General features: G+C 68.9%; 23 protein-coding genes. 7 read left to right on the top strand and 16 right to left on the bottom strand.

From position 1 onward, the window contains the following. Positions 1–11 precede the first annotated feature (11 nt). From AC2D10_RS17480 to AC2D10_RS17445, 8 genes are all read right to left on the bottom strand, one after another. A complete protein-coding gene (locus tag AC2D10_RS17480; protein WP_484709441.1) occupies positions 12–1046 on the bottom strand; it encodes a sugar phosphate isomerase/epimerase family protein in 1035 nt (344 codons plus the stop codon). After that, positions 1043–1945: a sugar phosphate isomerase/epimerase family protein gene (locus AC2D10_RS17475; protein ID WP_484709440.1), complete on the bottom strand. Its 903-nt coding sequence runs from the start codon at positions 1943–1945 to the stop codon at positions 1043–1045. The genes AC2D10_RS17480 and AC2D10_RS17475 overlap by 4 nt, the downstream gene beginning before the upstream one ends. A 75-nt stretch (positions 1946–2020) precedes the next feature. Then, positions 2021–3217 (bottom strand): substrate-binding domain-containing protein, encoded by a 1197-nt coding sequence (locus AC2D10_RS17470; protein ID WP_484709437.1) that lies wholly within the window; start codon positions 3215–3217, stop codon positions 2021–2023. Positions 3218–3231: 14 nt separating this feature from the next. Further along, positions 3232–3891 (bottom strand): ABC transporter permease subunit, encoded by a 660-nt coding sequence (locus AC2D10_RS17465; RefSeq protein WP_484709435.1) that lies wholly within the window; start codon positions 3889–3891, stop codon positions 3232–3234. Beyond that, positions 3774–4295, bottom strand: a complete 522-nt coding sequence (locus AC2D10_RS17460; RefSeq protein WP_484709433.1) for an ABC transporter permease subunit — start codon at positions 4293–4295, stop codon at positions 3774–3776. The genes AC2D10_RS17465 and AC2D10_RS17460 overlap by 118 nt, the downstream gene beginning before the upstream one ends. Continuing rightward, entirely contained in the window at positions 4292–5422 is a 1131-nt protein-coding gene (locus AC2D10_RS17455) for an ABC transporter permease (protein WP_484709432.1), read from the bottom strand. Before AC2D10_RS17455 ends, AC2D10_RS17460 begins: the two co-directional genes overlap by 4 nt. After that, entirely contained in the window at positions 5419–6927 is a 1509-nt protein-coding gene (locus AC2D10_RS17450; RefSeq protein ID WP_484709431.1) for a sugar ABC transporter ATP-binding protein, read from the bottom strand. Before AC2D10_RS17450 ends, AC2D10_RS17455 begins: the two co-directional genes overlap by 4 nt. After that, complete coding sequence (locus AC2D10_RS17445) at positions 6924–8033, bottom strand: Gfo/Idh/MocA family protein (RefSeq protein ID WP_484709429.1); 1110 nt, start codon at positions 8031–8033, stop codon at positions 6924–6926. Before AC2D10_RS17445 ends, AC2D10_RS17450 begins: the two co-directional genes overlap by 4 nt. Positions 8034–8147: 114 nt before the next feature. Here AC2D10_RS17445 and AC2D10_RS17440 point away from each other — a divergent pair, with 114 nt between their 5' ends. Beyond that, positions 8148–9344, top strand: a complete 1197-nt coding sequence (locus AC2D10_RS17440; protein ID WP_484709427.1) for an ROK family protein — start codon at positions 8148–8150, stop codon at positions 9342–9344. Here AC2D10_RS17440 and AC2D10_RS17435 read toward each other — a convergent pair whose 3' ends face one another. Genes AC2D10_RS17435 through AC2D10_RS17420 form a run of 4 tightly spaced genes read right to left on the bottom strand, consistent with a single transcriptional unit; the run spans position 9345 to position 11925 of the window. Next, entirely contained in the window at positions 9345–10325 is a 981-nt protein-coding gene (locus AC2D10_RS17435) for an epimerase (protein ID WP_484709425.1), read from the bottom strand. It lies immediately after the preceding gene. Between the two features lies 1 nt (position 10326). Continuing rightward, positions 10327–10707 carry a PLDc N-terminal domain-containing protein gene (locus tag AC2D10_RS17430; RefSeq protein ID WP_484709423.1) on the bottom strand — a complete coding sequence of 127 codons (381 nt, stop codon included), beginning with the start codon at positions 10705–10707 and terminating at the stop codon, positions 10327–10329. A gap of 18 nt (positions 10708–10725) precedes the next feature. Beyond that, positions 10726–11655, bottom strand: a complete 930-nt coding sequence (locus tag AC2D10_RS17425) for an aldo/keto reductase (RefSeq protein ID WP_484709422.1) — start codon at positions 11653–11655, stop codon at positions 10726–10728. Between the two features lie 42 nt (positions 11656–11697). After that, the gene (locus AC2D10_RS17420; protein WP_484709421.1) at positions 11698–11925 is read right to left on the bottom strand and encodes a hypothetical protein; all 228 of its coding nucleotides are present in this window, start codon (positions 11923–11925) and stop codon (positions 11698–11700) included. A 94-nt stretch (positions 11926–12019) separates the two neighbouring features. On the opposite strand from AC2D10_RS17420, the gene AC2D10_RS17415 reads away from it, so the two are divergent. From AC2D10_RS17415 to AC2D10_RS17405, 3 genes are read left to right on the top strand one after another with little or no spacing between them, the layout of a single operon-like run. Further along, positions 12020–12394: a helix-turn-helix domain-containing protein gene (locus AC2D10_RS17415; protein ID WP_484709420.1), complete on the top strand. Its 375-nt coding sequence runs from the start codon at positions 12020–12022 to the stop codon at positions 12392–12394. A 7-nt stretch (positions 12395–12401) separates the two neighbouring features. Beyond that, positions 12402–12809 carry an ImmA/IrrE family metallo-endopeptidase gene (locus tag AC2D10_RS17410; protein WP_484709419.1) on the top strand — a complete coding sequence of 136 codons (408 nt, stop codon included), beginning with the start codon at positions 12402–12404 and terminating at the stop codon, positions 12807–12809. Between the two features lie 5 nt (positions 12810–12814). Then, positions 12815–13417, top strand: coding sequence for a GNAT family N-acetyltransferase (locus AC2D10_RS17405; protein ID WP_484709417.1), 603 nt, complete (start codon positions 12815–12817; stop codon positions 13415–13417). 10 nt (positions 13418–13427) lie between these two features. Here AC2D10_RS17405 and AC2D10_RS17400 read toward each other — a convergent pair whose 3' ends face one another. Then, positions 13428–13631 (bottom strand): hypothetical protein, encoded by a 204-nt coding sequence (locus AC2D10_RS17400; protein WP_484709416.1) that lies wholly within the window; start codon positions 13629–13631, stop codon positions 13428–13430. 114 nt (positions 13632–13745) lie between these two features. Between AC2D10_RS17400 and AC2D10_RS17395 the strand changes: the two genes are divergently transcribed. Both AC2D10_RS17395 and AC2D10_RS17390 read left to right on the top strand, forming a co-directional pair. Further along, positions 13746–14357 (top strand): flavodoxin family protein, encoded by a 612-nt coding sequence (locus AC2D10_RS17395; protein WP_484709414.1) that lies wholly within the window; start codon positions 13746–13748, stop codon positions 14355–14357. 225 nt (positions 14358–14582) lie between these two features. Beyond that, positions 14583–15761 carry a serine hydrolase domain-containing protein gene (locus AC2D10_RS17390; protein WP_484709413.1) on the top strand — a complete coding sequence of 393 codons (1179 nt, stop codon included), beginning with the start codon at positions 14583–14585 and terminating at the stop codon, positions 15759–15761. A 15-nt stretch (positions 15762–15776) separates the two neighbouring features. Here the strand turns inward: AC2D10_RS17390 and AC2D10_RS17385 are convergent, their stop codons facing one another. From AC2D10_RS17385 to AC2D10_RS17375, 3 genes are all read right to left on the bottom strand, one after another. Further along, positions 15777–16130: a sugar ABC transporter ATPase gene (locus tag AC2D10_RS17385; RefSeq protein WP_484709411.1), complete on the bottom strand. Its 354-nt coding sequence runs from the start codon at positions 16128–16130 to the stop codon at positions 15777–15779. A 188-nt stretch (positions 16131–16318) separates the two neighbouring features. After that, positions 16319–16615, bottom strand: coding sequence for a hypothetical protein (locus AC2D10_RS17380; RefSeq protein ID WP_484709410.1), 297 nt, complete (start codon positions 16613–16615; stop codon positions 16319–16321). Beyond that, on the bottom strand, positions 16612–16923 hold the full coding sequence (locus AC2D10_RS17375) for an ArsR/SmtB family transcription factor (RefSeq protein WP_484709409.1): 312 nt from the start codon (positions 16921–16923) through the stop codon (positions 16612–16614). Before AC2D10_RS17375 ends, AC2D10_RS17380 begins: the two co-directional genes overlap by 4 nt. Before the next feature lie 1284 nt (positions 16924–18207). On the opposite strand from AC2D10_RS17375, the gene AC2D10_RS17370 reads away from it, so the two are divergent. Continuing rightward, positions 18208–19563, top strand: a complete 1356-nt coding sequence (locus tag AC2D10_RS17370) for an APC family permease (protein ID WP_484709407.1) — start codon at positions 18208–18210, stop codon at positions 19561–19563. Positions 19564–19852 lie beyond the last annotated feature (289 nt).

Here is a 19852-nt window from a genome sequence, read left to right as displayed (position 1 = left end):
CGCGGGGGTGATCACTGGTTGCGGAAGGCGGCGTCGAACGCGGCGGTGGGCTTCGGCCACAGCAGAGACCGCACGTAGGTCACGGCTTCGGCGGCGCCGTGCAGACGGTCCATGCCGGCGTCCTCCCACTCGATCGAGATCGGACCGGTGTATCCGATCGCGTCCAGCGCGCGGAACGAGTCCTCCCACGGCACGTCGCCGTGACCGGTCGAGACGAAGTCCCACCCGCGCCGCGGGTCGCCCCACGGCAGGTGCGATCCCAGCACGCCCGCGCGCCCGTTGTGCGGACGCATCCGGGTGTCCTTGCAGTCCACGTGGTAGATCCGGTCGGCGAAGTCGACGATGAACCCGACGGGATCGATGTTCTGCCACATCATGTGCGAGGGGTCCCAGTTGAACCCGAACGCCTCCCGGTGCTCGATCACCTCGAGGGCGCGCACGCTCGACCAGTAGTCGTACGCGATCTCGCCGGGGTGCACCTCGTGCGCGAATCGCACCCCCTCGCCGTCGAACACGTCGAGGATCGGGTTCCAGCGGGCGGCGAAGTCCTCGAAGCCGCCCTCGATGACCGACGCGGGCACCGGCGGGAACATCGCCACGTACGGCCAGATCGATGACCCGGTGAAGCCCACCACCGTGTCGACACCGAGCTTGCGGGCCACGCGCGCGGCGCGCTTCATGTCGTCGGCCGCACGCTGCCGCACGCCCTCCGCCTCGCCGTCGCCCCAGACGTAGTCGCGCAGGATCGCCTGGTGGCGGAAGTCGATCGGCGCGTCGCACACCGCCTGGCCGGCCAGGTGATTCGAGATCGCGAAGATCTGCAGGCCGTGCCGGTCGAGGATCTCGCGGCGCGAGGCGACATACGCGTCATCCTCATCGGCCCGCCGCAGGTCGAGGTGGTCGCCCGATGCCGCGACCTCCAGCCCGTCGTACCCCCACTCCGCCGCGAGCCGGGCGACCTCCTCGAACGGCAGATCGGCCCACTGTCCGGTGAACAGTGTGACCGGGCGCGTCGAGGCGTTCGTGGGGGCGGGAGTCGAAGTCATGGGTGCTCTTTCTGAGTGGGGATGCCGAGGGCCTGAGTCGGGATGCTGAGGGCGCCGAGCGCGCGGAGGGCGGTGATGCTGCGCGCGGCGAGCTCGTCCTGGCTGGGGGCGAGCGGGCGCCAGACCGAGGCGGCGACCGCGATCGTGGCGTTCTCGCCCGTGAAGCTCTCGAGCCCGAGCGCTCCGGTGTAGCCGGCGTCGTCGAGGGCCTCGAGGAACGCGGGCCAGTCCGAGTGATCGTCGCCCACGGCGCCGCGGTCGCTGCCGCAGACCTGCACGTGCGCGATGGCGGCACCCGCCGCCCGAACGGCGTCGGCCGGCTTCTTCTCCTCGATGTTCAGGTGATAGGTGTCCAGCGCCAACCCCACACCCGACCCGAGCAGCGGTGCGAGGGCGTCCAGGCTCTGCTCGACCGTGTTGAGCACGCTGGTCTCGTAGCGGTTGAGCGGCTCGACGGCGAGGGTGATCCCGAGCTGGGCTGCGTCATCGGCGAGCGGGGCGAGGTTCTCGCGCAGCTCCCGCACCGCCGCGGTGCGCTCCGCGGCATCCATCCGCCAGGTCACGCCGGTCGGGGCGTAGAACGGCCCGGCGACGACATCCGACCCGACGATCTGCGCGGCTGCGAGGCACGCACGCAGGTACTCCTGCGTCGCCCCGACATCTCCGGCACGGGCGAGGAGCGAGCGACCGGGCCCCATCGCGCCGATCACGATCGCGCCGAGACCGAGCCCGTCGAGCACATCGCGCACGCGCGCCGGGTCCCAGTCGCCCAGGTTCTCCAGCGGCAGCTCGAGGGCGGTGTACCCGAGCGCTGCGGCCTTCTCGGCGAGCGGCTCGAGCGCGGCATCCGTCAGCGGCGACGTCCACACCCAGGTGTTGACGGCGATCGTGCGCGGCATCCTGCGTCCTCTCGTGAGAATGCTCCCACCCTCCCACCCCGCGCGAGCGGGACGGAAGGGTGGGAGCGTCAGCGGTTACGGGATCTGGCGCTCCTGCCAGACCGTCGGGTAGCCCGGCAGGGTCTCCCCGCCGAACTTGGCGTAGTGACCGTCCGGCATGCCGTCGTTCTCCTCGAGGTACTGGTCGAGCTCCCCCTCGGTGATCGGCTTCTGCGGCAGCACCCACTCCTTCGGCACCTCCTGGCCCGCGAACACCATCTGGGCGGCGAGCAGCGGCGTGCGCCACTGGAAGTTCGAGTACACCGGAGCGAGGCCGGTCAGCCCGGTGTCCTTCCACTTGCGCAGGAAGCTCATCTCGTCTTCACCGGTCATCACCGGGTAGTCCGCTCCCGCGTCCTCGAACGCCTCGATGGCCGCGACCGCTCCGTCTCCGGCATCCATCCAGATGCCGTGCACGTCGCCCTTGGCGAGCTCGTCGCTGATGATGCTCTTGATCTCGGCGGGGTCGGCGCCCGTGAAGTGATCCACGGCCTCGATGCCGGCCTCGTCGAAGAGCTTCTCCGCTCCCGCCCAGCGGTGCTCGAGCACGTCCACACCGGGGAGGATGCGGAGCGCGACGACCTTGTCGCCCTCTTCGAGGTTGTCGATGAGGAACTCGGCGGTGTCGATGCCCCACGCGAATCCACCGATGGGGTGGATGAACGTGACCGGGCAGTCGGTGTTCACACCGCGGTCGAACACGATGACCGGCTTGCCGGTCTCGCAGGCGCGCTCCACGGCCGGGGTCATGGCGGCGGTGCTGTTGGGCGAGATCAGGAAGACGTCGCAGTTGCCCTCGGCGATGAAGTAGTCGATGTCGGCGATCTGCGTGTCATCGGAGTCCTGCGCGTCGCGGGTCTCCATCTCACTGATCGCGCCCTCGGACTGCAGCGCCTTGAGCTGCTCGTTCATGGTGATCCAGCCCGTCTGACGCCACGGGTTCGAGATCGAGGCGTTGGCGAAGCAGGCCTTCTTGGCACCCGCGCTCGCGAAGGCCGACGTGTCGACCATCTCGGCGTTGATGTGCTGCAGGTACGGCTGATCGGCCGGGCCCTGCGGCTCGACGCCGCGTTCCTCGTTCTGCTTGTCGAACAGCTCCTGGTCGAACCACTCGGTCGTCTCTGCCGACTCCTCGGGGCTGTCGGACTCGGCCGGCGCGACGGACGGGTCTGTCGTACACCCGGCGAGCGCGATGAGGCCGAAGAGAGCCACCCCTGCGGTGGCGATCTTCATCGATCGACGCATTGTCAAACTCCTCTTGTTTCTGTGTGGATGGTGCGGGTTTCGGGGATTTCTGAGGTCGTGTCGGAACTGGGGATGTCGGACGAGGGGATGTCGGAGGCGCGGGGGCCGCGTCGGCGGCGTGCGCGGAAGGCGACGGCGGAGTACGCGACGGCGGCGATGATGATGACGCCCTGGACGGCGTCGCGGAGAGTGGAGGGGACGCCGGCGATGTTGAGCAGCATGAACAGCGCTTCGAGCGCGAAGGCTCCGGCGACCGCGGCCACGATCCATCCTCGTCCACCGCCGAGCACGACACCGCCGAGCACGACCGCGGTGATCGCGATGAACTCGTACCCGCGTCCGACCGAGGGGTGCACGCCGGCGTATCCGACCAGCAGCACGGCCGAGAGCGACGCCGAGAGCGACGAGATCACGAACGCGCGGGTCGTGACCCAGGCGCTGCGCGCACCCGCGTAGTCGACGGCCCTGGCGTTGTCGCCGACCGCGATCAGGAGCTTGCCGAGCGGGCGCTTGGTGATCCAGATGCCCAGCGCGAGCCAGCCGATCAGCAGGAACACCGCCCACGGGATGAACTCGAGCAACGGCACGTCGCGGATGCCGCCGCGGCCGATCTCGCGGAAGCTGTCGGCGGGGTTGCCGGTCGCCGCTCCCCGGTCCACCACATCACGCCGCCGAGCAGCGCGAGCATCATGCCCAGGGTGACGATGAACGACGGCACCTTCAGCAGCGTCGTGATCACCCCGTTCACGAGCCCGACGACCACGCCGAACACGATCATGAGCAGCAGCACCGGCACCGTGCGGGAGTCGTCTTCGCCGACGAGGTTGCCGGCGATGATGACCTGCGCGGTGATGAGAGAGCCCTGCGAGAGGTCGAACTCGCCCGCGATGATCACGAAGAACTGGCCGATCGCGACGATCGCGATGGGGGCGACGCGCTGGATGAAGCGCATGAACTGACCGGGCTCCGCAAAGCTCGGGTTCAGCACGGTGACGGCGATGAGCAGGAGCACCAGGAGCAGGAAGACCGCTCCCCGTGGGCTCACGAGTGCACGCAGGGCGTTCATGCGCGCCCTCCTTCCGCCGTGGGAGTCGTATGCGCAGGGGTCGTATCGGTGAGCGGGGTCGTGTCGGTGAGCGGGTTCGTCTCGAGCTGCGACGCCGCCGCCGCCATCTCGGGCTCCGCCGCCTTCGCCGCGTCATCCCCTCCGGTGCGGGTGCCTCCGGCGCCGAAGCGCGGGCGCCGCCGCACGATCGCCCGTCGACTGTAGACCGCGACCGCGGCGACGATCACGACGCCGCGCACCACGTCCTTCAGGAACGGGTTCACCTGCATCACGCTCATGACGCTGTCGACGACCGCGAGGATCGCGACGCCGCCGATCGTTCCCCAGATCGAGCCGCGGCCGCCGAGCAGCAGCGTTCCGCCGAGCACGACCGCGGCGATCGAGAGCAGCGCGTATCCGCCCTGCTGGCCGACGGTGGGGCTGCCGACGCCGAGGCGGCTGGCGAGCAGCAGTCCGGCGAGACCGGCGAACACCGAGCACAGGACGTGCGCGGCGATCAGCGGCGGACGGGTGCGCACACCCGACAGGCGCGCGATCTCGGGGTCGCCGCCGACGGCGTACAGGTGTGCTCCCGTGCGGGTGCGGTTCAGCAGGAACCAGATCAGCACCGCGAGAACGATCATGATGATGGTCGACACCGGCACCGGGCCGACGCCGGTCGCGCCGATCAGCTGGAACTCCCACGGGACGGTGCCCGCTGAGCCCTGGAAGTTGGTGTTGAGAATGCCCTGAAGGATGAGTCCGACTCCGAGGGTGGCGATGAAGCCGTTGACCTTGAGCACGGTGACGATGAGCCCGTTGAGCAGGCCGATGCCCGCGCAGACCAGGAGGGTGATCAGCACAGCCGCCGGGATGTTCGCCGGGTTCCCGTTCATCACGGTCGCCGCCAGCAGGCTCGCGAGGCTGATCACGTAGGTCACCGAGAGATCGAGCGAGGCGCCGATCACGACCAGTGTCTGCCCGATCGCGACGAGTCCGAGCACGCTCATTCCGGTGAGGATGTCGCGGATGTTACCGGGGCTCAGGAAGTTGCGCCCGACAGTCGCCACCAGGATCGCGCCGATCACGAGCGTGAGCAGCAGGATGCCGAGGACGATGACGGTCGAGTCGATCCGCAGCCGCTTCATCGGACACCTCCGTCGATGTCGGCGCCGGTGGCGGCGCGGAGGATCTCGTGCTCGGCCGATCCGGCGGGCAGCTCGGCGACGAGTTCGCCGTCGTGCATCACGAGGATGCGGTCACTCATGCCGATCACCTCCGGGAGTTCGCTCGAGACCATGAGCACGGCCTTGCCGCTCGCGGCCAGTTCGCGCATCAGCTGGTAGACGGCGTACTTGGCGCCGACGTCGATGCCGCGGGTCGGCTCGTCGAACAGCACGATCTGCGGCTGCGTGAGCAGCCACTTCGCCAGCACGACCTTCTGCTGGTTGCCGCCCGAGAGGAACCGCACCTCCTGGTCCACGCCGCGGGAGCTGATCTCGAGCGAGCTCAGCACCCCGGGCACCTCGCGCCGTGAGGCCGAGGTCCGGCCCGAGAAGACGCTGCGCACCACCAGCAGCGCGTTGTCGAGCACCGACTGGCCGAGCGCGAGGCCCTGCGCCTTGCGGTCCTCCGACACCAGCGCGAGCCCGGCGCGCACGGCGGCGCGGGCGCTCGTGATGCGCACCGGTCGGCCGTCGATGCGCATCTCGCCCCGCGCGAATCCCTGGATTCCGAAGATGCCCTCGACGAGCTCGGTGCGCCCGGACCCCTGCAGCCCTGCGATGCCGACGATCTCGCCGGCCCGCAGCGTCAGCGACACCCCGTCGACGAACGCGTTGCCGCAGTCCTGCAGTTCGAGCCGGGGCTCCCCGACCGCGGTGCCCTCGACCGGTGCCGGGAAGTACGACTGGATGGACCGGCCGACCATGCGTCGCACCAGCTCGTCGGTGGTGAGCGCCGCGGTCTCATCGGTCGACACGAGCGCGCCGTCCTTGAGGATCGTGATGCGGTCGCAGAGGTCGAAGATCTCCTTCAGCCGGTGCGACACGTAGATCACGGCCACGCCGCGCGCGGTCAGCGTGCGGATGATCGCGTAGAGCAGCTCGACCTCATGGTCGCTGAGGGCGGCGGTCGGCTCGTCCATCGAGATCACCCGCGCGTCGAAGGAGAGCGCCTTCACGATCTCGACGATCTGCTGCTCGGCCACGGTGAGCGAGCCCACGCGCGCCTGCGGGTCGATGAACGACACTCCCAGGTCGGCGAGCAGTGCCGCCGTGCGGGTGTTCATGGCGCGCTGGTCGACGAACCCGGCGCGACGCGGTTCCCGCCCGAGGTAGACGTTCTGGGCGACCGTGCGCTCGGGCAGCAGCGTGAACTCCTGGAACACCGTCACGATGCCCGCGTCCATCGCCTGGCGGGGGTGGCTGTGGTGCACCTCTTCGCCGCGATAGGCGATGACGCCCTCGTCGGCGGGCTGCACGCCGGCGATGATCTTCATCAGCGTCGACTTGCCGGCACCGTTCTCGCCCACCAGTCCGTGCACCTCGCCCGGTCGCACGTCGAAGTCGATGCCCGAGAGCACCTCGACGCCGAAGAACGACTTGCGGATGCCCGACACGGCGAGCACCGACTCGGTCGTGGTCGCGGTCATGCTGTCACCTCCACCCATCGTCCGTCGTCGGCCGCCGAGGCGAGGACCGCCTCTGTGACGACGGCCGAGCGGTATCCGTCCTCGAATGTCGGCAGCCCCTCGGGCTGCCCGCCGGCGATCGCCGCGTACACGTCGGCGATGAAGCCGTTGAACGCGTCCTGGTAGCCCATGGCATGGCCGGCGGGCACACGCTGCAGGCGGGCGGATGCCGGGGTGGATGCCGCGGGGTCGCGCAGCAGCAGCCGCGACTCCTCGCGCATGCCCACCCACAGCTCCTCCGGTCGCTCCTGCTCGAAGCGCAGACTCTGCTTCGAACCGTGCAGCTCCAGCGTCAGGGCGTTCTTGCGCCCTGCGGCCATCTGCGAGATCAGCAGGGTTCCCAGCGCTCCCGACGCCGTCTCCACCAGCACCGCCACGATGTCCTCGGTGTCCACCGCGCTGCCGGCCCGCTCCGGGTAGACCCGGCGGGTGCGGGCGCTGAGCGCGGTGATGCGCTCGCCGATCACGAACTCGAGCAGGTCGCAGAGGTGCGAGCCGATGTCGGCGAATGCGCGCGACGCGCCGCCGGAGGCCGACCGCACGCGCCAGTCGTCGTCGGTGGGCAGCAGCATCCAGTCCTGCAGATACGAGCAGTCGAGCGTGAGCAGGTCGCCGATGTCGCCGCGCGCCACCCGGGCCCGCGCCTCGCGCACCATCGGGTGGTAGCGGTAGACGAAGGGCACTGCCGCGATGCGACCCGACGCGGCAGCGGCGTCGGCGAGCGCCCGGGCATCGGAAGCAGAGGTCGCCAGCGGCTTCTCGCAGACCACGTGCTTGCCGGCCTCCAGTGCCCGCAGCGCCAGCACGGCGTGCGTGGTGTTCGGGGTGCAGATGTGCACGACGTCGATGTCGCCGGCGTCGAGGAGAGCTGTGGCGTCGGCCTCGGCGCGCTGCGCTCCCAGAGCGAGTGCCGCGTCGCGGCCGCCGGTGGCGGAGCGGGTGGCGACGGCGAGCAGCTCGCCGCCGGCGTCTCGGGCCGCGGTGCGGTGCACGCGGGCCATGAATCCTCCGCCGAGGATGCCGGCTCGGATCGTTCCGAGACCGGTGTCTGTGACATCCGTTGTCATGGGAGCGAGTGTGACACACGCCGTGCGACTTTTGCTAGGTCTTCGTCAAAAGTTATCGGAACATAATTCGAAGTCGATCGCGATGGCGGTCAAAGCCTGTGGTTTACTGACGCAATGGTTGACGTTCTGAGGCCGGTCCCCGCGACCAGTCCCGGCGCCGGCGAGATCTTCCAGATCCTCCGAGACGGGCACGCGCGCACCAAGGCGGAGCTCGCCTCCCTCACGGGGCTGGCCCGCTCCACGGTGGCGCTGCGCGTCGACGCCCTGCTCGGCGCCGACCTGCTGCGGCCCGCCGGGGAGGCGGTGTCGACCGGCGGCCGCCCGCCCGCACGCGTGGCCTTCAACGCCCGCGCCGGTCTGGTGCTCGCGGTCGACCTCGGAGCCACGCATGCCACCGTCGCGGTCGCCGACCTCGCCGGCGTGATCCTCGACGCACGCACGCGCACGATCGACATCGGCGACGGACCCGAGCGTCTGCTCGACCTCATCCTCGCCGACGGCGCGGCGCTGCTCGAGGCGTCGACATCAACGGGGCTGCCGCTTCTGGGAGTCGGCATCGGCGTGCCCGGCCCGGTCGAGCATTCCACCGGCCGACCCACCAACCCCCCGATCATGCCGGGGTGGGATCGCTTCGACGTGCCGGGGTACGTGCAGCAGACGTTCGACGTGCCGGTGCTCGTCGACAACGACGTGAACATCCTCGCGCTCGGCGAGCAGGCCACCAGCTGGCCGCAGGTCGACGATCTGCTCTTCGTCAAGGTGTCCACCGGCATCGGTGCGGGCATCATCGCCGGCGGTCAGCTGCAGCGCGGCGCCCAGGGGTCGGCCGGCGACATGGGCCACGTGCAGGTGCCGATGGCCGCCGGATCACCGCGCGAACCGGGCGACCAGCGCGACCTCGAGGCCCTCGCCAGCGGATCGGCACTCGCTCTGGCACTCACCGCCGACGGGCACGAGGCGCACAGCGCGTCGGACGTGGTCGATCTCGTGCGCTCCGGCAATGCCGCCGCGATCGACGCCACGCGCCAGGCGGGGCGCGATGTCGGCGAGGTGCTCGCCACCGTCGTGAACCTGCTCAACCCCTCGATCATCGTCCTGGGCGGCAGCATCGCCCGTGCCGGCGAGCACCTGCTCGCCGGGGTGCGCGAGGTCGTCTACCGTCGCTCGATCCCGCTGGCGACACAGCACCTCGCGATCGTGCAGTCGCAGGCCGGCGACCGCGCCGCGGTGCTGGGGGCGGCGATCATGGTCGCGCGCGAAGTACTGTCCTCCGCCAATGTCGACCGCTACGTCGCGGCGAAGACGCGCTGATCAGCGTCTGCGCTGATCCCAGGCGTCCTGCAGCGCCGGCTCGAGCTCCGGGTAGGCATATTCGTAGCCGGCGTCGGTGAGCACCTTCGGGGCGACCCACCGGCTCTTCAGCACGAGTTCGGGTTCCTTGCGGAGCACCCACATCGCGGGCTCGAGCATGAACCGCCAGGCGGGCATGCCGAACGGCATCCCGACCACGCGACGAAGCGTGGCCATCAGCCCGCGGTTGTCGGTCTGTGTCGGCGCCGACAGGTTGACCGGCCCCTCGATCGACGGGTTGTCGCGGATGAACCGCACCGCGCCCACCAGGTCGTCGACGTGGATCCAGCTGAACTTCTGCCGTCCGCGCGAGCGCGTGCCGAGCGGATGCTCCGGCTCGGTCGGGTGCGGGCCGATGCCGCGGTAGCGGTCATGACGGAACCACCAGCCGTCGAACTGCGGCCCGCCCAGGCCCCAGCGCGCGAGCTGGAAGAACAGGTCCGTCGCCGGCCCGTCGCCGATGACGATCGTGATGCGCAGCGCCACTCGGCGCGTGCCGGGCAGATCGCCGCGGAAGAGCTCGTCCTCCCAGGCCAGGGCCACGTCGGGCGAGAAGCCGGTGTCGAAGTCGGTGTCGGCCTCGGTCTGAGGGCGATCCAGCGCGTACCGGTAGACCGTCGCGCTGCTGGCGTTCATCCACACCGCCGGCGGGTTCGCCGAACGCTCGACCGCCTCGTGCAGGGCGCGGGTGGTGTCGAGGCGCGAGTCGAGGAACTCCTCGCGGTTGCGGTCGGTGAAGCGCACGTCGATCGCCTTGCCCGCCAGGCCGACCAGCAGGTCCGCGCCGTCGACCACGCGCAGAATCGACGCCGGGTCGTCCCACCGCGCATCGGGTCCGTTGCGGCCGATCACGCGGACGTCGTATCCGTCCTGCTCCAGCGCCTCTTTCAACGCCGTGCCGAGGAACCCCGACCCTCCGCCGATGACCGCACGTTTCGCCATGTCAGACCTGTCCACTCTCATCGGTGTCGCTCTTGCGCTGCTCGATCTCCTGCCGCAGGCGCCATTCCTCGATCTCGCGGTCGAGGTCGGCGATCTGCTGCTCGGTCGTGCGGATGTCGACCGGCGGCGCGGGGAGCACATCGACCGGCGCGGGCCGGGGCGCACGCGCGGCACGCCGCATCCGCGGGATCGGGATGCCGCCGTCGCCGTAGTCGCGACCGAGGCCGAACCACAGCAGGCCGCCGATCAGAGGCAGCAGGATCACGATGATCAGCCACACCATCTTCGGCAGGTACTTCACCTGCGAGCCGTCCCGCGTGATGATGTCGATCAGCGCGCCGATCATCAGCACGACGACCAGGATCGAGAACAGGAACGGCATGATCTCAGAGTATCCGCGCTACGGCAGCAGGTGCCCGGCGGCCCGGAACAGCTCGTACCACTCGGCGCGGGTGAGCTCGATGTCGGCGCCGGCTGCGGCGTCGCGCACGCGCTGCGGGGTGGTCGTGCCGAGCACCACCTGCATCTTCGCGGGGTGCCGGGTGATCCACGCGGTCGCGATCGCGAGGGGCGTCACGTCGTAGGCTGCGGCCAGCCGGTCGATCACGGCGTTCAGCTCGGCGTACTCGGGGTTGCCGAGGAAGACTCCGGTGAAGAAGCCGCCCTGGAACGGCGACCACGCCTGCACCGTGATGCCGTTGATGCGGCAGTACTCCACGATGCCGCCGCCGTCGCGGACCACGCTCTGCTCTTCGCCGGCCATGTTCATCGCGATCGGCTGCGCCACGATCGGCGCATGCGTGATCGACAGCTGCAGCTGGTTGGCGATCAGCGGCTGTCGGACGGCCGTGCGCAGCAGGTCGATCTGGCGCGGCGTGTGGTTGGAGACGCCGAACGCGCGGACCTTGCCCGACGCCTCGAGCTCGTCGAACGCCCGCGCGACCTCCTCGGGCTCGACGAGCGCGTCGGGGCGGTGCAGCAGCAGCACGTCGAGGCGGTCGGTGCGCAGCGCCCGGAGGGACCCCTCGACCTGCGTCATGATGTGGTCGTACGAGAAGTCGAACATCCCCTGCGCGGGCACGATGCCGCACTTGGTCTGCAGCACGATCTCGTCGCGCTCGGCGGCGCTCAGCTGCAGTGCGTCGGCGAACCGCGACTCGCAGTGGTGCATGCTGCCGCCGTAGATGTCGGCGTGATCGAAGAAGTCGATGCCCGAGTCGCGCGCGGCGCGGTACAGGTCGCGGATGTGTGCATCGTCTTTGTCGTCGATGCGCATCATGCCGGCGATGACGGAAGGCGCGACGGTGGGCCCGAACGGAACAGTCTTCATGCCGCCACGATACCCGCCCCCGTACCCGGCGCGGCGGTCGGGTCAGGGCGAAGGATGCCGGGGCGGCACGAGCAGCGTCGGAGAGATGTCGAGCGCGGCGGCGATGGCCGCGAGCTCGGTGACCGTGAAGTCGCTGCGCGCCTCCAGGCGCCGCCGGAGTGTGACCACCGTCGTCCCCATCTGCCCCGCGAGCCACCCGAGGCCGCCGCCGTGGCATTCCAGCTGCTCGGACACCGCGGATGCCACCACCCGTCGCGCATCCGTCGTCATCCGACGACACTATCCCGCCGCATGACCGACGGCAAGACCCGAGCGGACCGATATGACGGCATCCTGGTTACGCCCCGGTGCTATCGTGACTCGGGTGAAGACACCGTCGGAGGAGTTCAACGCCGCAGTCGGGCGTCAGCTGCGGGGCGAGATCGCGGCGGGCGGGAGCAGTATCGCCGCGATGGCCCGCACGATCGGGATCGCGCGCAGCGCACTCGACAACTACGTCACCGGCAAGCGTTCCATTCCCGTACCCGTCGTGTACTCGATCTGCGCCGCCCTGCACGTCGAACCGAACCTCGTGTTCGCCCGCGCCGAGGAGCGACTGAGCGCCGACAGCGATTCGGGTGGCGTGCTCACCCCGTTCCGCCGCCGCCCGAATGTCCGCGGCCCCCGCGAAGATATCCCCGAAGTCGCCTTCGACTCTCACGCCGGGCACGAGGGCGACACCGACGATCTCTACCAGTAGGGGCATCATGGACCATCTCCTCCGACTCGCCGAGGAGCATGGGCTCACGGTGGTCGAACGGCGCGGGCGTACCCTCGGCGGCTATGACCACGCCTCCCGCCGCATCCGGCTCGATCCCGGCATGAGTGCGCGCACCGCGTGCAGCGTGCTCGCGCATGAGCTCGGTCACGCCACGCTCGGCCACACCGTCACCGCCGATCCGGTCCGTCGACGCCGACAGGAGCGCCAGGCCGACGAGTGGGCGGCGCGGCTGATGATCACGCCCGCGGCCTATGCCGCTGCCGAGGCACTGCGCGGCACGCACCGGGCGAGCCTGGCGTTCGAGCTCGGGGTGACGATCGAACTGGTCGCGGCGTATCAGCGCCTGTTGCAACGCTCAGATGACCGGGCGAGGCTGACCGCCCTGGTTGAATGAGACGCATGGCCTTTCTCGTCACCCCTGCCGCCGTCACGCTCACCGGAGAACTCGTGGAGCTGCGGCCCCTCGAACGGGCGCACCACGACGCCCTCGTCGAGGCGGTCGAAGAGGACGACCTGTGGAAGACCGCGTGGTACACCTCGGTGCCCGCCCCCGACGGAGTCGCCGCCGAGATCGACCGGCGCATCGCACTGCGTGAATCCGGCGAGATGGTGCCGTTCACGGCGTTCGATGCGAGCGGTCGTGCCCTCGGCATGACGACGTACTACGACATCGTGGCCGACGTGCCGCGGCTGCACATCGGCTACACCTGGAATCGCCCCTCGGCGCATGGCACCGGCACGAACGCCGAGTCGAAGCTGCTGCTGCTGCGTCACGCCTTCGAGACGCTCGGAGTGTTCCGAGTGGGACTGACGACGCAGTGGATGAACTTCCAGTCCCGGGCGGCGATCGAACGGCTCGGGGCCAAGCAGGACGGCGTGATGCGCGCGATCTCCCGCTATCGCAACGGCGCGCTGCGCGACAGCGTCGAGTTCTCGATCATCGAGCCGGAGTGGCCCGCCGTGAAGGCGAACCTCGAAGCGAGGCTCGCCCGCCGCCGGTGAGCGCGAACGCTCAGTCGGTCGGGTTGCCCGACCAGTTGTTCGAGCGACGCGTGGCCGATCCGCCTTCGCGCATGACGAACGCGAGCGCGAGCATCGAGAGCAGCAGGCCGCCGACGAAGACGATCGCCTGGAAATCCTCGAGCGTCTGCGCCAGACCCATGAGGTACATGCCTCCGAGGAAGAGGATCAGGAAGAAGATGAAGCTGAGGATCACGGGGTCTCCTGTCGTAGCGGCCGTCCTCCAGCCTACCGCCCAGGGCGGATAGCGCAGACGGGCATCGCCCGAAACCCCCTGTGCCGACAGCGCGAGGAGTGGTTGTCTCGACGCATGACCACTCCTCTGAAGGCACTCGCCATCTCGTGCACGCTGAAGCCCTCCCCCAGTGAGTCGAGCACCGATCTTCTGGCCTCGCAGATCCTCGCCGCACTCACCGATCACGGCGTCGAAGGCCGGCTCGTGCGCGCGGTCGATCACGTGATCAGCCCCGGCGTCGAGGCCGACATGGGCGGGGACGACGCCTGGCCCGCGCTGCGTGCGCAGGTGCTCGAGGCCGACATCCTCGTGCTCGCCACCCCCACCTGGATGGGCCAGCACTCCAGCGTCGCCCAGCGGGTGCTCGAGCGACTCGACGCCGAGCTGAGCGAGAAGGACGACGAAGGACGCCCGCACCTGTTCGGCAAGGTCGCGATCGCCGCGATCGTCGGCAACGAAGACGGCGCGCACCACATCGCCGGCATCCTGTTCCAGTCGCTCGACGACATCGGCTATTCGATCCCAGCGCAGGGATCCGTGTACTGGAACGGCGAGGCCATGCAGGGCGTCGACTATAAGGATCTCGATGAGACACCGGAACAGGTGGTCGCCGTGACCGGCACCGCCGCGCGCAACGCCGCGCATCTGGCCGCTCTGCTGCGCGAGAGCCTCTACCCCGGCGAGTGACACCCGACCCGCCGATCACCTACCAGGTCGGCAACCAGGAAGATATCTAGAACATCTCCCCAGTCGCGGCTATGTTGGATTTTGACCGCGGTGCATCAAGCGGTCAGCGCCGGTGGAGTCCCCAGCAAAGCCGGCAGGCGGTCCCCGCGGGTTCCCCAGACCCGCGGGGGCCGCCCCTTCCGTGGAGAATCTTTCTCGTTGCGCCGACATCGAAGAGAGGACCCCATGAGAACCAGGACTTTCCCGCGAACGCGCACGGCGATCGCGTCAGGCGCACTGGTCGCCCTGATGCTCACGGCATGCACCGCTCCGACTCCTGAGCCGACGCCGAGTCCGGAGCAGACGCCGCCATCCCCGAGCGAAGATGCCGGCGTGGCGCCCGAGCTCGCGGCATCCGTCGACGCCGTCATGCAGGCCGGGGCCGTCGCCGTGGTCGTCGACGTGCGCGGCGGCGACGACGGCGTGCAGCTGGCGCAGGGCGTCGCCGACCTCGAGACGGATCGCGCCGCACAAGCCCACGACCGGGTGCGCATCGCGAGCATCTCAAAGAGCGTGCTCGCCGTCGTCGTTCTGCAGCTGGTCGAAGAGGGTGAGCTCGCACTCGAGACGACGGTCGAGGAGGTCCTGCCCGGTCTTCTGCCTGCCGCGCCGGGCGATGTCACTGTCGCGCAGCTGCTGGCGCACACGAGCGGTCTCCCCGACTACATTCCGGCACTCGTGCCCGAGGTGCAGGCGGCGTTGGACGGTCGGGAGCGCACATACGAGCCGGAGGAGCTCGTCGCGATCGCGCAGCAGCAGCCCTGGGTCGGCGCACCGGGCAGCGCCTTCCACTACACCAATGCGGGATACACCGTGCTCGGGCTCCTGGTCGAGGCAGTCACCGGTGAGACCGTTCCCCAAGCGATGTCCGCGCGCGTGTTCGAGCCGGTCGGCATGGATGCGACGTCGTACCCGACAGACGCCGAGATGCCCGAAGACGCGCTACGCGGCTACATGACGGTCGACGGCTCCCCCATCGACATGACCGAGTACGAGCCCTCGTTCTGGTCGTTCGGCGCCTCCCTGATCTCCACGGTCGGTGACGTCGCGGCGTTCAACGCCGCCCTGCAGAGCGGAGAGCTGCTGAACGAGGAATCGCTTGCGCAGATGCGTGCCATCGGAGCGGAGGGCTACGGGCTGGGGGTGCTGGCGGCCGGCGACGCGTGCGGAGCCGACCCCATCGAGTTCGTGTACGGCCAACGCGGCAACGGTTTCGGCTACAACTCGATCACGCTCGCGAGCGCCGACGGCCGCCGTGTCGTGACGGTGGCGTACACCGGCGGGTCGTTCGATCCGATCACGGATCCGATCTTCCCCGCTGTCAACGACGTGCTGATCGCCGGTCTCGCCAGCACCTGCCCCTGATCTCCGCGGCTGCGATCAGATGTCGTTCGGGTTGAGGTCGCCCTCGCCGTCCTCGCCCAGTTCCACGATCAGCGGGTCGTCGCCCTGGCTCTCGGGCTGCAGACCCGAGGACGGCTGGTCCTGGGCCGGCACCTGGTCCGTCGGGTCGGGGATCTCATCGGGGTCTGCGCCCGTCGCCGTCGCGGGGTCGAGATCGTCTTCGACGATTCCGGCATCGCGGGCCTCGGTGCGCTCCCACTCGATCTGGGCGGGGTCGTCGCTGCCGTCGCCGACGACCGTCGCGTCGCCGTCCCGAAGCGGCTGCACGGCGTCTGCGCTGTCGGTGATTCCCTCTGCAGTCTCGCGCGAGGCGTCCGGTGTCGATTCCATCTCTGCTCCTTCATCACGGCGGTGATGATCCGCAGGCGTGCGGTCATCTCCCCGCAGTCTTCCCTTTCAGGGCTCAGGATCGCAGGGGGTTGAGCGGCCCGGCGCGACCGACTATGTTCGCGGCGCACCACCCGGGAAACAGAGAAGGGACTCCCCGAGCGGGGAGTCCCTGACTGCGGTGACGACGATCAGTGCTCGTCGTAGTGCTCGCCGTGGGCGGCGTGCTTGTGGCCATCGTGGACGAAGTCGACGTGGTCGCCATGCTCCACGGTCTCGTGGCCGCAGTCGGCGCCGTGCGCGTGGTCGTCGACGGTGTGCTCGGCGACGCTCTCGTGCTCGTCGTAGTGGTCCTCGTGCAGAGCGTGGTGGTGGGTGCCGTGCACATAATCCGTGTGATCGTCGTGCTGCACGGCCTCGTGACCGCAGTCCGCGCCGTGCGCGTGCTCGTCGACGGTGTGCTCGGCGTGGGTTTCGGTGATCGTCATGATTCTTCCTTCTCGTGATTCGTGCCCTCGAGGGCATGGGTGATCGCATCGTCGACGACGTGCGCGATGTGATGGTCGGCGAGCTGATACTCGGCTTCACGGCCGGACCGGGAGACCGCGATGATGCCGGCCTCACGCAGCGTGCGCAGATGCTGCGACACGAGAGGCTGCGACATGCCGCTCCGTGCGGTCAGTGCGCCCACCGTGGCCGGCTCGACGGCCAGCAACCGCAGCAGAAGCAGCCGCGAGGGCGAACCGAGCACCTTGAACAGCGCCGCAGCGGCGTCGATCCCCTCGTCCGGCTCCATGACTTGAGTTCAACAGATGCATAAACGAATAGCAATATATTTATGGATTTGAGAGTGATTCTCAGAGTCAAGCGGGGGCTTCGCCCGGGATGCGCTCGATGCTCCTCTCCCTGTTCCGGGAGGGCACGCAAAAGGCCCGAACCCGCGACATTTCGCGGATTCGGGCCTCTGACCAGCTCTTTCGCTGGGCCTCAGAGAGTAACTCTCAGAAGTCCCAGTACTCGCCGGAACGGCCCGGAAAGGGCGTAATCACGCGATTTCTGCAATCCTGCTATGTTCTCGTGCCTTCTGCGTGCCACTCGTACTAGATATGGCTCACTCGGCTCTCGCCAACGAGCTTCCGCTCGATCAATTGTACTCGCGCGTGCACAGCAGCGAAGCTCTGGCAGCACCGCTGAGCCGGGAGACGAGCCGACCCCGTGTCCGTCCGACCAGCTTCGAGTGGAGATTCACGAGCGTGCGGCAAAACTCCGTAGGCCTACCCTTAATCGGATACAGTCTGCCCGGCTCGCCGTGTCTCGATGCCGATCGGCCCGCGGAGCAAACGCCGTGAGAGAGCCTCCGATAGTAGTAATTATGTCAGTGGGGCGACTCCATCGAGCTACTGTCGAGCGGAGCGCGGCACATCGCACGACGCATGGCGGCTTCGTCGAGGGGCGGAGGAATCGGGGATCCGGCACACTCTGAGCCAGACGCCCCAGCCGATGGAGGTCCGTCACGCGCACATTGCCCGGCGGCCGCGTTCGGATCCTGCATCAGCCTCGATTGACCTCCGGCATCCTTATCGGGTGCTTTAGTTGCTGTAACCGGGTCGGCGGCCGGCCCTGGGCCGTTGGGAATACCCCAGGCCCCAGGCATTTCACACGGTCGAGGTAGCAAAGTTGCTGCGGAACGGGAGGCGTGACGGATGGCGAGGCCGACGAAGGGTGTGCTTGAGGCGCTTGTTGCGAAGAAACTGTCCGACGCTCGGATTGCGCACGAGTTTAAGGTCACTCCGCGAACGGTGTTTCGCTGGAGGATGCACTACGGCATACCCTCCGCGTGGGAGCGCACCCGCGCTCCGCACGGGACCGTATCGAAGTACACCGGTGGATGTCGCTGCCGTCCATGCACTGACGCGAACACTGCGTACTACCGTGCTTACCGGGCCCGGTCCGCGAATGAACGCTGAACTGGGCTCGGTTCGGCGGGTTGCCATGCTCGCAGTCCGTTCTTGCGGGACGACGGGCATCCGCGCCCGTGCGAACCCCGTGCTCGCCTTCCCTCCCGCGCTACGGTGGGCAGATGACATCCGATACGGTATCCGAGACCGGCTCCTCGACCCGCCTGCGCCGAGCCATCACCGGCCCTCTGTTGTTCGCGTTCATCCTCGGAGACGTCCTGGGCGCCGGGATCTACGCGCTGATGGGCGTGCTCTCTGAGAAGGTCGGCGGGATGCTGTGGGCCCCGCTGCTGCTGGCCCTCGGGCTCGCACTCCTCACGGCCGGCTCGTATGCCGAACTCGTCACGAAGTACCCCAAAGCCGGCGGGGCCGCGGTCTTCGCCGAGCGCGCTTTCCGCAGTCCCCTGGTGTCGTTCCTCGTCGGATTCAGTATGCTCGCCGCCGGCGTGACCAGCGCCGCCGGCCTTGCAATCGCCTTCGCTGGCGACTACTTCCGCACATTCATCGATTTGCCGACCATCCCCGTCGCGATCGTCTTCCTCGCGATCGTCGCAGCACTTAACGCCCGCGGCATCCGCGAGTCCATGGGCGCGAACCTCGTGATGACCGCGATCGAGCTGAGCGGACTGGTCATCGTCGTCGTCGGCGTCGCGATTTTCGTTGGTGGAGGGGGCGGCGATCTGTCGCGCGTCACCGAGACGCCCGAGGGCACCAACGTGGCGATCTCGCTGCTGGCCGGTGCCGTCATCGCCTACTACTCCTTCGTCGGCTTCGAGACCTCCGCCAACATGATCGAAGAGGTCAAGAACCCCCGCAAGACCTACCCACGCGCCCTGTTCGCCGCACTGTTCACGGCGGGCGCCGTCTACCTGCTGGTGGGCCTCGCGAGCTCGATCGCCCTCCCACCGGCCGAACTCCAGGAATCGTCGGGTCCGCTCCTTGCCGTCGTCGAGGCGACCGGCGTCAACATCCCCTCCTGGCTCTTCAGCCTCATCGCGCTGATCGCCGTCGCCAACGGGGCGCTGCTGACGATGATCATGGTCAGCCGCCTCACCTACGGCATGGCAGAGCAGAACCTGCTGCCCTCGCCTCTCTCCCGCGTGCTCCCCAAGCGCAAGACGCCGTGGGTCGCGATCATCACCACCACACTCGTCGCGATGGGACTCACGCTCGTGGGCGACCTGGCCACCCTCGCCGAAACCGTCGTGCTGCTGCTGCTGTTCGTCTTCCTCAGCGCGAACGTGTCGGTCCTGGTCCTGCGCCGCGACCACGTCGATCACGACCACTTCCGCGTGTGGACATTCGTACCGGTCCTCGGCATCGCCTCCTGCATCCTGCTCCTCACCCAGCAGCGCCCGATCGTCTGGCTGTTCGGCGCGATCCTGCTCGCCGTCGGCGTGGTGCTCTTCTTCCTCGCACGGTGGGGGCGCCGACGCTCCGACACCGCGGCTACCCGGTCAGACAGAGAAGGCAACTAAGCACGAGTCACGGTCCGGACGAGCGCACACACCGCAGATCGTGGCGCGGGCGGCCACCGCCGACACGGCCGAGGCGATGCGTTCCCTCGATACGCTCGCTCAGACAGACGCCTCGCTGGTGCTGCCTGGACACGGTGAGCCTTCGGCGAACGGCATCCGGTCGGACGTCGCACAAGCCTTCAAGCGCGGACCCCTGCCAAGCGGTGCGATCGAGATGATCGCTGTGTCTGAGCGCTCTCACCATCCCACACTCCGCGCTACGGGGTCCCGTTTTCTCCTGGCATAAGTC

It is taken from the genome of Microbacterium sp. PI-SA-G (assembly GCF_057215335.1).
Note: the sequence above shows the minus strand (reverse complement) of the source record. Positions and strands in the feature narration are given on the sequence as shown.